We start from the raw sequence: 13,568 nt of genomic DNA on the forward strand, positions 1-13,568 counted from the left end.
AGGCTCCACCGGTCCCGCCGTCTCGCTCTGCGCGAAACCGCGCGCCTGCCGGTGCGGCTCGCGGCCATGATGTGCGGCACCGGACCACCCTGGACAACTGGACGAGGAGCCCTCATGGCAAGGCCGTTCCGTTTCGGAGTCAACATGGTCACCCCCGCGGGTGGCACCGAGTGGCGGCGTCGGTGCCGTCGGGCCGAGGATCTCGGTTACGACGTCCTGCTCGTCGCGGACCATCTGGGGATGCCCGCGCCGTTCCCCGCTGTGCTGGCGGCTGCGGCGGCGACCCGCCGTCCCCGGGTCGGCACCTTCGTGCTGAACGCCGCCTTCTGGACCCCCGCACTCCTCGCCCGTGAGATCGCCACGACCGACGCGTTGACGGACGGGCGCCTGGAGGTGGGGCTCGGCACCGGGTACGTACGGAGCGAGCACGAGCAGGCCGAGGTGGAGTGGCGCTCGCCCGGTGGCCGGGTGGACCACCTCCGGCGCACCGTCCAGGAACTGGAGCGGCTGCTGGCCGACGAGGAGCACCTGCCGCGGCCCGCGCAGCGCCCCGGGCCGCCGCTGCTGCTCGGCGGGAACGGCGACCGGATGCTGCGGCTGACGGCGGAGCACGCCGACATCGCGGCGTTCACCGGCGCGCGCACGGCGACGGGGGCTGCGGACGGTGCGCTGGAGCTCCTCACCGCCGGTCAGCTGGAGGAGCGGGTGGCCGTCTACCAGGGCCTGGCGGCCGGGCGGCGGAGGCCCGCGGAGCTGAATCTGCACATCCAGTCCGTGATCGTCACGGACGACCGCCGCGCCGCGGTGCGGGACAAGGTCCCGGCCTTCCCGTACCTGACCGAGGATCAGGTACTCGGGCTTCCGGTGTTCCTCATCGGCACGGTCGGGCAGATGGCCGACCAGCTCCGTGAGCAGCGCGAGCGCTACGGCTTCTCGTACATCACCGTGCTCGACCCCTGCATGGAGGCGTTCGGCCCGGTGATCGAGGAACTGGCGGGGAGCTGACCGCTGTGCGGAATCGGGGCGGCCGTGCGGCAGGCCCGAGGGGGCGAGGGGGAGGTCCGGGCAGCCCGGATCCGGCGGTCACGCCGGAGAGCAGGGGGAGCGTGTGCCCGGCGGCAGCCAGCTGTAGCACCCGCCCGCTTCCTCCTCCAGCCAGCCGTTGACGCTGTGCAGGCCCCGCTCGTTGAGCTGGGCGTCATGGATGCCGTAGGCGCGCCGCGGCCCGACCTCGCGGACGAAGTCGATCGCCTCGGAAGTCCGCATCCACGACGCCTGCAGAGGCACGAGCAGCGTCTCCACCGGCCGGTCGGGTACGTGGAGGGAGTCGCCGGGATGGTAGAGGCTCCGGTCGACGAGGTAGCCGAGGTTGGCGCAGTCAGGGAGTTCACCGTAGATCCGGGCGTGCCGGCCGCCGTGGGCCGTGAGGTGGAAACCGGCCGCGGTGAACTCCTCGCCCGGAGTCACCTCGATGACGTCCAGAAGACCGCCGAAGTCCGCGCCCCTGGGCGCGTACACCGGCGCTCCCAGGCCTTTGAGCCGCAGCACATCGACGTGGTCGACATGTTCGTGCGTCACCAGAATCGCGTCGGCGCCGCGCAGTGCCCGCGGCTCGCTCCAGATGCCGGGGTCGATGACCAGTGTCCCGCCCTCCGGATGCTCCAACCGGACACAGGAGTGCGTGTACTTGGTGAGTCGCATCCTGCTGAGCGTACGCGCGCGGCCGAGGGTGGCGCCGCCGCTTTGACCGCATCGGCGGAGCAGCGCTTCATCGGCCTCGGCGGGCGCCGGGCCGACGCCATGGTGCTGGAGGCCAACGAGCCGGCGCAGCGGGCGTGGGCGGCGGCTGGCTACCCTCGCGAGGACCACTGGCGACGCTGGGTGAAGCCGTTGTAGCCGCCTCGCGACGGGGTGAAGCTCACGGCCGGGCCATTGCTTTGCCGGTCCTTTACTATGGCTGTTCCCTGCGTCACCGACCGAAAGGTGTGAGCGTCCGCCCATGGGCGAGCCTCCCAGTAGCCGACACCGCGCGTTCCTCCACTCCCTGGCCGATCATGGGACGGAGGTGAAACGATGACCGAAGCGCTCCTGCTCATCGTGGCGCTGCTGCTCTCCCTGGCCTGCGGAGCCTTCGTCGCGGCGGAGTTCTCGCTGACGACGGTCGAGCGCAGCGAGCTCGAACAGGCCGTGGACCGAGGTGAGCGGGGCGCCGCGAGCGCGCTGCGGGCCGTGCGCGGGCTCACCTTTCAGCTCTCCGGCGCGCAGCTCGGCATCACGGTCACCAATCTGGTCATCGGCATGCTCGCCGAGCCTTCGATCGGGAAGCTGATCCGCGGGCCGGTCGAATCGCTCGGTCTCTCCTCCGGCGCGGCCTCCTCCGTGGGCCTGGTCATCGGCACCGCACTCTCCACCGTCTTCCTGATGGTCGTCGGCGAACTGGTACCCAAGAACTGGGCGATCTCCTCACCGCTGGCCGTGGCCAAGGTGGTGGCGACCCCGCAGCGGTACTTCAGTGCCGTCTTCCGCCCACTGATCAGCCACCTCAACAACACGGCCAACCGGCTGCTGCGCAGACTCGGCATGGAACCGGCGGAGGAGCTGGCCTCCGCCCGCTCCCCGCAGGAGCTGGTCGCGCTGGCCCGGCACTCGGCGAAGGCGGGCGCCCTGGAGGCGGACACCGCCGAACTGTTCGTCCGCACGCTCAACCTGGCGGACCTGACCGCCGAGAACGTGATGACCCCGCGGGTCCAGGTGATGGCGCTCGATCTGCAGGCGACGGCCGAGGACGTCGCGAACGCCACGAGGGCGACCGGCCTCTCCCGCTTTCCCGTCTACCGCGGCGGCCTCGACCAGATCGTGGGCGTCGTCGACATCAAGGACGTACTGGCCCTTTCCGCGGAGCGCAGGAACCGGTACCCCGTCTCCCAGCTGCTGCGCGAGCCACTGCTCGTACCGGAGACGCTCACGGTGGACCGGCTGCTCGACCGGATGTACGGCAAGCGCACCATGGCCGTGGTGATCGACGAGTACGGGGGCACCGCGGGCGTCGTGACCCTGGAGGACATCGTCGAAGAGGTCGTCGGGGAAGTACGCGACGAGCACGATCCGCACGAGACACCCGATCTCGCGGGCGCCGGTGAGGACGCGGAGGGCAGGCCGGTCTACTCGGTCGACGGGGCCGCGCGCACCGATCAGCTGGAGTCCATCGGCCTGCGGGCCCCGGAAGGGCCGTACGAGACGCTCGCCGGTCTGGTCGCCACCGTGCTGGGGCGCATCCCGGCCGAGGGCGACACCATCGAGCTGGGTGGCTGGCGGATCGACGTGGTGGACGCGACGGGGCGGCGCGCCGCACGTCTGCTGCTGCACGCGCCGGTTCCCGGCAGTGAGGAAGAGGAGGCGGACCGATGACCGCTCTGCAGTTGTTCATCGGCCTGTTGACGCTGGTCGTCAACGCCTTCTTCGTGGGCGGGGAATTCGCGCTGATCTCGGTACGGCGCAGCCAGATCGAACCCGCCGCGGAAGAGGGCGACCGGCGGGCTCGGAGCGTGCTCTGGGGGCTGGAGCATCTGTCGGCGCTGATGGCGGCGGCGCAGTTGGGCATCACGCTCTGCACGCTGGTGCTCGGCGTGGTCGCCGAACCGGCCATCGCTCATCTCCTGGAGCCGCTGTTCCACGGTGTCGGGATGCCGGAGGGGCTGATCCACCCCATCTCCTTCGTCATCGCGCTCACCGTGGCGACGTATCTGCACATGCTCTTCGGCGAGATGGTCCCGAAGAACATCGCCCTGGCCGGGCCGGTCCGTACCGCGTTGCTGCTCGGGCCGCCGCTGGTGACGCTGGCGCGTGCGCTGCGACCGGTGATCTTCGCCATCAACTCTTTCGCCAACGCGCTGCTCAAGCTGTTGCACGTCGAGGCGAAGAGCGAGGTCGCCGCGACCTTCACGGATGACGAACTGGCCCGTCTGGTCACCGACGCGTCGGCTGCGGGCCTGCTCGACCACCGGGCCGGTGAGCGGCTGCACGACGCACTGGAACTGGGCCGCAGGCCGGTGCGCGACGTGATCGTGCCGCTGGAGCAGGTGGTGTACGCGCGCCTCGGGACGACCCCGGAGAAGCTGGAGCAGCTGTCGTCCGAGTCCGGTTTCTCGCGCTTTCCCGTGGTGGACGACGACCGGCGGATCCTGGGCTATCTGCATGTCAAGGACGCGCTGGACGCCCTGCCGCGCGACCTTCCGTTCACGGTCGCCGCGATGCGGGCGATCGCCCGGGTGCGGGCCTCCAGCCCGCTCGACGACGTACTGACCGCGATGCGCCGCAGCCGTACGCACCTGGCCGCCGTGATGGGCGACGACGGCACGCTCACCGGCCTGGTGACGATGGAGGACGTCCTGCGGGAACTGGTCGGGCCGCCGACCGCACCGGCTGGACCCGGCGGTTGAGGGAAGGCCGGTCCGGGACGGGTCGGGTGCCGCACCACCGCGATACGATCTCCCCGCCATGAAACCGAATGCCCCTTACACCAGTCTGGTCGCGGTCGGCGACTCCTTCACCGAGGGAATGTCGGACGGCCTTCCCGACGGTTCGTACCGCGGCTGGGCGGACCTGCTCGCCGCGCGCCTGGCCACCCGGACCTCCGGGTTCCGTTACGCGAATCTCGCCGTACGCGGAAAGCTCATCGGCCAGATCGCCGACGAGCAGACCGCCGCCGCGGCGGCCCTACGGCCCGACGTCGTGACGCTCGTCGGCGGTCTCAACGACGCGCTGCGCCCCAAGTGCGACATGGGCATGGTGCGGGGACGGCTGGAGGAGGCCGTCGGACGGCTGGCGCCCGTGTGCGGGCAACTGGTGCTGATGCGCAGTCCCGGCCGCAACGGCCCGGTGATGGAACGCTTCCGGCCGCGCATGGAGGAGCTGTTCACCTTCATCGACAAGCTGGCCGCGGAGTACGGCGCACTGACGGTCGATCTGTACGGCGCTCCGGTGCTCGGGGACCCGCGGCTGTGGGGCGTCGACCGGCTGCATCTGACGGCAGAGGGGCACCGCCGGGTCGCGGAGGCGGTGTGGCAGGCCCTGGGGCTGGAGGCGGAGGACGACTGGCAGGCACTGCTGCCTCCGCCGGTTCCTGCTTCCTGGGCTTCGCGGCGGGTCAGCGATGCGCGGTTCGCGCGCGAGCACCTGCTGCCGTGGATCGGCCGCCGCCTGACCGGGCGGTCGTCCGGTGACGGGCGCACGGGTGCGCAGTTCAGCCCCGAGCGGGGGAAGGCGTTCTGGATCACTCCGGTGAACGCGGACGACCCCGGTCCAGTCACCGGGTGGCACTGTCTCGACGAGGCACCGTAGGGCCTCGTCCGGCAGGTGCTGTCGGTCCGACCGGTGCTGTCGGTTCGGCCGGTACTGTCCGTGTTGTCCATCCGGTCGGTGCTGTCGGTCCCGGGCCCGGTAGAGATCGGCCGGCCAGGCCCCGGTCCGGCGGTGCGGGGCTCACAGGGAGTCGGGGGCCAGAGCCCGGACCGTGGCGAGGGTGTCGGCCTCGGCCGGGCTCTTGTCCGGCCGGTAGCGGAGTACGCGGGCGAACCGCAGGGCCAGACCGGCCGGGTAGCGCGGACTCCGCTGGAGTCCGTCGAACGCGACCTCCACCACCAGTTCGGGCCGGACATGTACGACGTATGCGTCGCGACTCTCCTCGCGGTCCAGCAGTTCCCGGGTCTGCCAGGTGAGCAGTTCGTCGGTGAGTCCCTTGAAGGTCTTGCCGAGCATCACCCATGGTGCGGGATCCGATTTCTCGCCGCGCGCCGCCAGGTGAAGGTTGCTCAGCCGGCCCCGGCGCCTGCCGTGGCCCCACTCGGCCGCGGTGACCACCAGGTCCAGGGTGTGCCGCGGTTTGACCTTGATCCACCCGGCTCCGCGCCGCCCGGCCGCGTACGGCGCGTCGGGGGCCTTCACCACCACTCCCTCCTGGCCGTGCGCCAGAGCCGCGTCGAAGAAGCGCTCGGCGTCGGCGGCGTCCTCGGTCACGATGCGCGGAACGCGCAGTTCCGCGGGTACCAGGCCGGTGAGCGTGTCCCAGCGGGTTCGCGCGGGCAGATCGATCAGGTCCTTGCCGTCGCGGTGCAGCAGGTCGAAGAAGTAGACGTGCAGCGGCACCTCGGCCCTGAGCCCCTCCGGGTCCTGCCGCGAGGCGGCGCGCGCCGCCGTTACCTGGAAGGGGAGGGGACGCCCGTCAGGCCCCACGGCGACGGCCTCGCCGTCGAGCACGGCGGACCGCACCGCCAGCCCCGCTGCCGCCTCGACCACTTCGGGGACACGGGACGTGATGTCGTCCAGGCTCCGGGTGAACACCGACACGTCGTCGCCGTTCCTGTGCACTTGCACCCGGATACCGTCCAGCTTCCACTCCAGGGCGGCGGGGCTGATCCGGTCCAGGGCCGTGGCCACATCGGGGGCCGCCGCGGCGAGCATCGGCCGCACCGGCCGCCCGATCTCCAGGCCGAACGCCCGCAGGGCTTCCTTCCCGCCCGACATGGCCGCTTCGGCAACGGCGCGCGCGGAACCGCGGAACATCAGCGCCCGGCGCACATCCGCCGAGGCGACTCCGGCGGCCTTCGCCACCGCGTCCGCCACTACGGCGTCGAGCGCCCCCTGCCGCAACTCACCGACGAGAACGGCACCGAGAAAGGCCTGCTCCTGCGCGGTGGCCCTGCCGAACAGTTCCGCCAGCAGCCTCCGCCGTTCGCCCTGCGAGCCGGGGCCGTGCACGGCAGCGAGCGCGGTCAGCGCGTCCTGCGTCTCCACCACACCCAGGGACGGTGCGGGTGCGGGCTGCGGCAGCTCCCGCAGGGCGGCCGGTCCCACACCGATCCTCATGCGCCGGGATTCGCCGGAGAGCAGCGCGACCGCCACAGGCAGTACCTCCGGTGCCAGACCCCGCAGGTAGTCCGCCAGCAGAGAGATCTTCGCGTTTCTGGCCGCTTCCGCGCCCACGGCACGAGAGGTTTCGGCGAGTTCATGAAGCAGCACGGCTGGGACTCCGGGTGGTCGCTCGACGGTGGCCGATCCGTACCCGTTTTCCGCGCGGGTGTCCCGGTCCGTTCCGCCACATTGCGATGCTCCCGGTGCGTTCCGGGGACTTCATCGGCTTCATGGACTTCGTCGGCTGCGTGGGCTATGTCGGCTGCGTCGGCTTCCGGTCAGAGGACACCGTGCGGACGGAACTGCACACTGATACGCGGCCCCACCGGTCGCGCCGTCTTCAGAATCGCGTGCTCCCAGGTGCGCTGGCAGCTGCCGCCCATCACGATGAGGTCGCCGTGTCCGAGCGGCGTCCTCACGCTTTCGGGGCCGCCACCTCCCCGTGGCCGCAACACCAGATTCCGGGGCGCTCCCAGCGAGAGGATCGCCACCATGGTGTCCTGGCTGCCGCCCCTGCCGATGGTGTCCCCGTGCCAGGCGACACCGTCCCGCCCGTCCCGGTAGAAACACAGTCCGGCCGTGGTGAACGGTTCACCGAGCTCCTCCGCGTAGTGCGCGCCGAGCGCCGCGCGCGCCTCGTCGAGACTCGGGTGCGGCAACGGGGCGTGCGCGGCGAAGAACGACAGCAGCCGCGGCACCTCCACCACCCGCTCGTACATGACGCGCCGCTCGGCGCGCCATTCGACGTCGCGAGCCAGCACATCGAAGAGCGCGTCCGCGCCGACGAGCCACTGGGGCAGCACATCGATCCAGGCGCCCCGTCCCAGGTCGCAGCGGCGCAGCCCGTCCAGCGGGCGAAGGGTGATCGCGTCGTCCTGGTCGAACAGGGAACTCTGCAGGTGGACAGCCATACACTCATCCTAAGCGAACACTTGTTCGTATGCCATGACGGATGATTCCACTCGTAGCAAGCCACAAAGAGCACCGGGGCGCTGGCCTGCAGAAACCGCCAGTAGAATCACTTCACGTGACTGCAAAGCCTCGCATCCCCAACGTCCTGGCCGGCCGCTACGCCTCCACGGAGCTCGCCGTCCTCTGGTCCCCCGAGCAGAAGGTGAAGCTGGAGCGCCAGCTGTGGCTCGCCGTGCTGCGTGCCCAGAAGGACCTCGGGATCGAGGTGCCCGATGCGGCCGTCGCCGACTACGAGCGGGTGCTCGACCAGGTCGATCTGGCCTCGATCGCCGAGCGGGAGAAAGTCACCCGGCACGACGTCAAGGCACGCATCGAGGAGTTCAACGCCCTCGCCGGCCATGAGCAGGTCCACAAGGGCATGACGTCGCGGGACCTCACCGAGAACGTCGAGCAGCTTCAGATCCGGCTCTCGCTGGAGCTGATGCGCGACCGGACAGTGGCCGTGCTCGCACGCCTCGGCAAGCTGGCCGGTGAACAGGCCGAGCTGGTGATGGCCGGGCGTTCACACAACGTGGCCGCGCAGGCGACGACGCTGGGCAAGCGGTTCGCGACGACGGCGGACGAGCTCCTGGTGGCTTACGGGCGCCTGGAGGACCTGTTGGGCCGCTACCCGCTGCGCGGGATCAAGGGCCCGGTCGGTACCGCCCAGGACATGCTCGACCTGCTAGGCGGGGACGAGTCCAAGCTGGCCGATCTCGAACAGCGGATCGCGGGGCACCTCGGCTTCGCTCACGCCTTCACCTCGGTCGGCCAGGTCTACCCTCGTTCGCTCGACTACGACGTGGTGACCGCGCTGGTGCAGTTGGCCGGTGCTCCGTCCTCGCTGGCGAAGACCATCCGGCTGATGGCCGGGCACGAGCTCGTCACCGAAGGTTTCAAGCCGGGGCAGGTCGGCTCGTCCGCGATGCCGCACAAGATGAACACCCGCTCCTGCGAGCGCGTCAACGGCCTGATGGTGATTCTCCGCGGCTACGCCTCGATGACCGGTGAGCTGGCCGGTGACCAGTGGAACGAGGGCGACGTCTCGTGCTCGGTCGTACGCAGGGTCGCTCTGCCCGATGCCTTCTTCGCGTTCGACGGCCTGCTGGAGACGTTCCTGACGGTGCTCGACGAATTCGGCGCGTTCCCCGCCGTCGTCGCCCGCGAGCTGGACCGCTACCTGCCGTTCCTCGCCACCACGAAGGTGCTGATGGCCGCGGTACGGGCCGGAGTCGGCCGGGAAGCGGCGCACGAGGTCATCAAGGAGCACGCGGTCGCCTCCGCGCTCGCGATGCGTGAGCAGGGAGCCGAGCGCAACGAGCTGCTGGACAAACTGGCGGCCGACGAGCGGATGCCGCTCGACCGCGCTCAGCTGGACGCGCTGATGGCCGACAAGCTCTCCTTCACCGGCGCGGCGGGCGCGCAGGTGAGCGCGGTGATCTCCCGGATCGAGGAGATCACCAAGCAGCACCCGGAAGCCGCCGCCTACACGCCGGGCTCGATCCTCTGATCATCGGCATGAAGCCCGAAGAACTCGAAGCCGCCCGCGACCGCCTCGTTCCCGATGTGGTCGCGGAGGGCTTGAGTGTGCTCTTCTGCGGCATCAACCCCGGGCTCATGACGGCTGCGACGGGCCACCACTTCGCCCGGCCCGGCAACCGCTTCTGGCCGGTACTCCACCTGTCGGGCTTCACTCCCCGCCTGCTGGCCCCCTCCGAGCAGCGGGAGCTGCTGACGTACGGCCTCGGCATCACGAACGTGGTGGCACGGGCCTCGGCTCGGGCCGATGAACTGAGCGCCGACGAGTACCGCGAGGGCGGGCGGGCTCTGACTGCGAAGGTGCAGAAGCTGCGACCGCGGTGGCTCGCCGTCGTGGGTGTCACCGCATACCGCACGGCTTTCGGCGACCTCAAGGCCCGGATCGGACCGCAGACACGGACGATCGGTTCCACCCGGATCTGGGCCCTGCCCAACCCCAGTGGACTCAACGCCCACTGGACCGCGCAGACCATGGCGGAGGAGTACGGCCGGTTGCGTACGGCCGTGGAGAGCGAGGCCGGGTCCTGAACCAGGTGACGGGTCGCTCCGCTGTCACTCCCGTGCCGCTCGCCCGTTGTCCCTTGCTTGCCGTCTCCTGCCTGCTGTCTTCCGCCGGCCCTCTCTTGCCACGTACCGATCGGTTCCGCCCATCTCGACCACATCTCAGGGCGGATCGATCTCGGTGACCGTAGCGATCAACTGAAATTGCAGCTCCTGGTCCCACTGGCCGACGCCGAGAGCAACCCATCGCTCCTCCACCTTCCAGAGATGGAGGTACGGCGTGGTGCCGCACAGCTCGCTCCAGGGTTCGGGGATGTCTTCCCCCTCCGTTTGCCGGCTCAGCACACTCCAGAGGCTGAACATCTGCGACGCGCCCCAGCGTTCATCGAGTGCGATGGCCAGTGACTCGCACTCCGCTTCGTACTGGTCCTCCACTTCCGGGCGACGGGTGCCGTCGTCGTCCCAGAAGTCCTCACTCGTGCACAGCGCCACCACGTGGTACCCGGGCCCGCTGGTGCCCGTCTCCGATCTGCCGTGCCGAGGTGGAAACGGACGGGCACGCAACAGGTCGATGGCGGCAAGGTACTGGGCGGTGGTCATCACGTCAGTAAACCTGGTACCACTGACAGTTGGCTCACGTAGCGCCTCCTTCGCCCGTGACCTCCGTTCAGGCGTCACGGCGGCTCAGCGCCGCCCAGCCCGCCCCGACGGCGGCTGCCACCCAACCGGCCATCACAGCGAGTCCGCTCCAGGGACCCAGCTGACCTGAAGGATTCTGGAGCAGGGCCTGTTGGCCTGCCCGGTCCGGCAGGAAGTCGGCGAGGCTCGCACTCCGGGACACATCTCCGATCACGAAGGAGACCAGAAGAACGAACGGGATGAGTATCCCCATGACGGCGAGCCCGCTCCGCAGGACAGCTGCCAGGCCTGCGGCGAACAGCGCTATGAGAGCCAGATAGAACGCACAGCCCACAACGGACCGCAGCCCACCGGGGTCACCGATGCCGATACCCGCTCTGCCGATCAGCAGTTGGCCGACGAGGAAGCAGGTGAGGCTGGTGATCAGACCGACCGCGAGGACAAGAGCCCCGATCACGGTCAACTTCGCCGCGTAGTACAGGCCTCTGCGCGGGACCGCGGTGAGGGCAAGACGGACACCACCGTTTCGGTACTCGCCCGCAACAACTGTCGCACCGAAACAAATAGCGGCGATCTGACCGAAGTTGAGGCCGAAGAACGAGGTGAGCACGGGGTCGAAATCTGGCTTGCCCGCATTCTCGTGCCCCACGGTGGCACTGCCGAGCAGGGAGAAAGCCACAGTGGCCAGAAACACTGACAGCAGCGCACCTCCGAGTGAACGCACCGAGCGGATCTTGATCCACTCCGAGTGGAGAACCGCGGGAAAAGACATGTCTCATACCTCCTGGGCCGTACGCGCATGCATCCATGTACGAGGTGAAGTTCGAGTTCGAGGCTGACAGCGGGGTCAGGGAGGGGTGGCGGCTCCCATCGGCTTCGCAGTGGTGCGGCGGGCCGCAAATTGCGTCAGGTCCGCTGTGAGGTCGAGATAGGCCTGCTCCAACGTGGCTTCCTCCGTGGTGAGTTCCAGCAGCGCGATGCCCTCTGCCGCGGCAACGGGACCGATGTCCTCGACGCGCGCTCCCTCGACCACCAGGCGACCGTCCTCGCACTCGACAAGAGCGAACCCCTCCCTCAGCAGAAGAGCGCGCAGACGGTCCGCATCCGGGGTCCGCAATCGCACTCGCGGCCGGATGCGTGAGTCGATGAACGTCCGTGTCGGGGTGTCGGCCAGCAGCTTGCCCCTGCCCAGGACCACCAGATGATCGGCGAACGAGGCGGTCTCGTTCATCAGATGGCTGGAGACCAGAACCGTTCTGCCCTCTTGGGCGAGACGCCGCATCAGCTCACGGATCCAGATGATTCCTTCGGGATCCAGCCCGTTCGACGGCTCGTCCAGCAGCAGTACCGACGGTTCCCCGAGCAGGGCGGCGGCTATTCCGAGTCGTTGCCGCATGCCGAGCGAGAACGTCCTGATGCGGTGGTCCGCGACACTCGCGATGCCCGCCTCTTCCAGGACCGCGCCCACCCGGCGGGCAGATATGCGATTGCTGACAGCGAGAGCAAGCAGATGGTCGCGGGCCGTGCGAGCTCCGTGCGCGGCGTTCGCGTCGAGCAGCGCCCCCGCAAGTCCCAGCGGCTGAGCGGCAGTCGTGTACTTCCGCCCACCGATCGTGGCCGTACCGGAAGTCGGACGGTCCAGGCCCAGCAGCAGCCGCATCGTCGTGGACTTGCCGGCGCCGTTGGGGCCCAGGAAGCCGGTGACCCGGCCGGGCCTGACACTGAAGGTGAGCCGGTCCACAGCGCGGGTGGTCCCGTACTCCTTGGTGAGTTCCTGGACATCGATGCTGGTCATGTCTTCAGCGTGACGGCCGGCCCACGCCTGCCGCGTCCCCCGTGCGGGGAGTTCGGATCCCCCGTGCGGGGGAGCCGCCCGCACCGGTGGGGCTGGCACGATATCGGCATGTTCCGCCTGCTCCGGCCGATACTGCGCCCGGTCACCTACACGCGATGGCTGCACATGTGCGTCCCGCTCGCGTTTGTCGCCGTGTGGCTGTTCATCGACATGCGCGACTTCTACGTACCCGCCCTCCTGGTCATTCCGGTCGGGCTCGTCCCGGCGGTCAGACTGGAGGAAGGGATACAGGCCCAGCTGCTGTTGACCCCGCACGAGCGGGGGCGCCCCGATGCCTCGATCGCCGTGGCATCGTCCCTGACATGGGCCGACCGCTGGCGCACGGTGCTGTGGCTGGAGGCACGGCTGCTGTTCAGTGTCCCGGCGCTGCTCCTGCCTGCGCAGCTGGCCCTGCTGATACCCAGGCTGCTCGCCGTCGCTTCCTGGTGGTCCGCGCTGCTCGTCCCCCTGGTGGCAGCCGCGATTCCCTTCAGCGTCATCACATCCGGGGCGCTGATCACCGTGGTCGGACGTCGGCTGCTCGGGCCGTCGGCGGCCCAGCGGCTGACCGTACTGGAGGAGCGCACCGAGCAACTGCTCGAACGCAACCGCATCGCGCGCGAGCTGCACGACTCCATCGGTCATGCCCTGACGGTGGCTGTGGTGCAGGCCGGCGCGGCGCGGGCCGTGAAGGACCCGGCGTTCACCGATCGGGCGCTGGCCGCGATCGAGGAGACCGGGCGGGAAGCACTCGACGATCTGGAGCGCGTACTGCTCATTCTCCGGGAGTCGGGCACACCGGTGGGGCAGCGTCCGTCCCTCAGCGAGGCGGACCGGCTGCTGGAGTCCGCGCGCACCTCAGGGGCGAAGGTGGAGGCCGAGGTGAGCGGTCCGGTGGAGCTGGTGCCCGGCCCCATCTCCCGGGAGGGGTACCGCATCCTCCAGGAGGCACTCACCAATGTGCTGCGTCACTCGGGCCCCGTTCCGGTGCGCGTACGGATCGCCGTGGTGGCCGGTCTGCTCGACCTGGAGGTGACCAATCCGCTGAGTGGCGCCGCAGGCCGCTCGCCCGGCGGCAGCGGACTGCGCGGTATCCGGGAGCGTGCGGCTCTGCTGGGCGGGACGGCGGAGACCGGTCCCCACGAGGGTGATTGGAGGGTGTATGCGCAGTTGCCGCTGGACGGCCTAGGCTGAC

Annotated in this window: 13 protein-coding genes and 1 pseudogene; 8 read left to right on the forward strand and 6 right to left on the reverse strand. The window is 69.8% G+C overall.

All coding sequences use genetic code 11. From position 1 onward, the window contains the following. Positions 1-114: 114 nt before the first annotated feature. On the forward strand, positions 115-1,005 hold the full coding sequence (locus tag NBY69_RS11790; RefSeq protein WP_250300717.1) for a TIGR03621 family F420-dependent LLM class oxidoreductase: 891 nt from the start codon (positions 115-117) through the stop codon (positions 1,003-1,005). Between the two features lie 78 nt (positions 1,006-1,083). Here NBY69_RS11790 and NBY69_RS11795 read toward each other — a convergent pair whose 3' ends face one another. After that, positions 1,084-1,701, reverse strand: coding sequence for an MBL fold metallo-hydrolase (locus NBY69_RS11795; protein WP_250300719.1), 618 nt, complete (start codon positions 1,699-1,701; stop codon positions 1,084-1,086). Between NBY69_RS11795 and NBY69_RS11800 the strand changes: the two are divergent. The 4 genes and pseudogenes from NBY69_RS11800 to NBY69_RS11815 form a co-directional block, all read left to right on the forward strand. Beyond that, positions 1,702-1,896 (forward strand): annotated as a pseudogene (locus tag NBY69_RS11800) (GNAT family N-acetyltransferase); the annotation flags it as partial. It lies immediately after the preceding gene. A 177-nt stretch (positions 1,897-2,073) separates the two neighbouring features. Then, on the forward strand, positions 2,074-3,408 hold the full coding sequence (locus NBY69_RS11805; protein WP_250300720.1) for a hemolysin family protein: 1,335 nt from the start codon (positions 2,074-2,076) through the stop codon (positions 3,406-3,408). Continuing rightward, positions 3,405-4,439, forward strand: a complete 1,035-nt coding sequence (locus NBY69_RS11810; RefSeq protein WP_250300722.1) for a hemolysin family protein — start codon at positions 3,405-3,407, stop codon at positions 4,437-4,439. Before NBY69_RS11805 ends, NBY69_RS11810 begins: the two co-directional genes overlap by 4 nt. Positions 4,440-4,497: 58 nt before the next feature. Next, the gene (locus tag NBY69_RS11815; protein ID WP_250300724.1) at positions 4,498-5,340 is read left to right on the forward strand and encodes an SGNH/GDSL hydrolase family protein; all 843 of its coding nucleotides are present in this window, start codon (positions 4,498-4,500) and stop codon (positions 5,338-5,340) included. A 141-nt stretch (positions 5,341-5,481) separates the two neighbouring features. Here the strand turns inward: NBY69_RS11815 and NBY69_RS11820 are convergent, their stop codons facing one another. Together NBY69_RS11820 and NBY69_RS11825 are read right to left on the reverse strand one after the other, a co-directional pair. Beyond that, positions 5,482-7,017, reverse strand: a complete 1,536-nt coding sequence (locus NBY69_RS11820; RefSeq protein WP_250300725.1) for an ATP-dependent DNA ligase — start codon at positions 7,015-7,017, stop codon at positions 5,482-5,484. A gap of 170 nt (positions 7,018-7,187) precedes the next feature. Beyond that, positions 7,188-7,820: an alpha-ketoglutarate-dependent dioxygenase AlkB gene (locus tag NBY69_RS11825; protein WP_250300726.1), complete on the reverse strand. Its 633-nt coding sequence runs from the start codon at positions 7,818-7,820 to the stop codon at positions 7,188-7,190. A 116-nt stretch (positions 7,821-7,936) separates the two neighbouring features. Here NBY69_RS11825 and purB point away from each other — a divergent pair, with 116 nt between their 5' ends. Further along, positions 7,937-9,370, forward strand: coding sequence for an adenylosuccinate lyase (gene purB, locus NBY69_RS11830; protein ID WP_250300727.1), 1,434 nt, complete (start codon positions 7,937-7,939; stop codon positions 9,368-9,370). An 8-nt stretch (positions 9,371-9,378) separates the two neighbouring features. Continuing rightward, entirely contained in the window at positions 9,379-9,927 is a 549-nt protein-coding gene (mug, locus tag NBY69_RS11835; protein WP_250300728.1) for a G/U mismatch-specific DNA glycosylase, read from the forward strand. 135 nt (positions 9,928-10,062) lie between these two features. Here the strand turns inward: mug and NBY69_RS11840 are convergent, their stop codons facing one another. The 3 genes from NBY69_RS11840 to NBY69_RS11850 form a co-directional block, all read right to left on the reverse strand. After that, entirely contained in the window at positions 10,063-10,500 is a 438-nt protein-coding gene (locus tag NBY69_RS11840) for a hypothetical protein (protein ID WP_250300729.1), read from the reverse strand. 67 nt (positions 10,501-10,567) lie between these two features. Continuing rightward, the gene (locus tag NBY69_RS11845; protein WP_250300731.1) at positions 10,568-11,311 is read right to left on the reverse strand and encodes an ABC transporter permease; all 744 of its coding nucleotides are present in this window, start codon (positions 11,309-11,311) and stop codon (positions 10,568-10,570) included. 75 nt (positions 11,312-11,386) lie between these two features. Next, the gene (locus NBY69_RS11850) at positions 11,387-12,334 is read right to left on the reverse strand and encodes an ABC transporter ATP-binding protein (protein ID WP_250300732.1); all 948 of its coding nucleotides are present in this window, start codon (positions 12,332-12,334) and stop codon (positions 11,387-11,389) included. A gap of 108 nt (positions 12,335-12,442) precedes the next feature. Between NBY69_RS11850 and NBY69_RS11855 the strand changes: the two genes are divergently transcribed. Continuing rightward, on the forward strand, positions 12,443-13,567 hold the full coding sequence (locus NBY69_RS11855) for a sensor histidine kinase (RefSeq protein WP_250300734.1): 1,125 nt from the start codon (positions 12,443-12,445) through the stop codon (positions 13,565-13,567). Position 13,568 lies beyond the last annotated feature (1 nt).

The organism is Streptomyces sp. A 4/2, from assembly GCF_940670765.1.
Classification (GTDB): domain Bacteria; phylum Actinomycetota; class Actinomycetes; order Streptomycetales; family Streptomycetaceae; genus Streptomyces.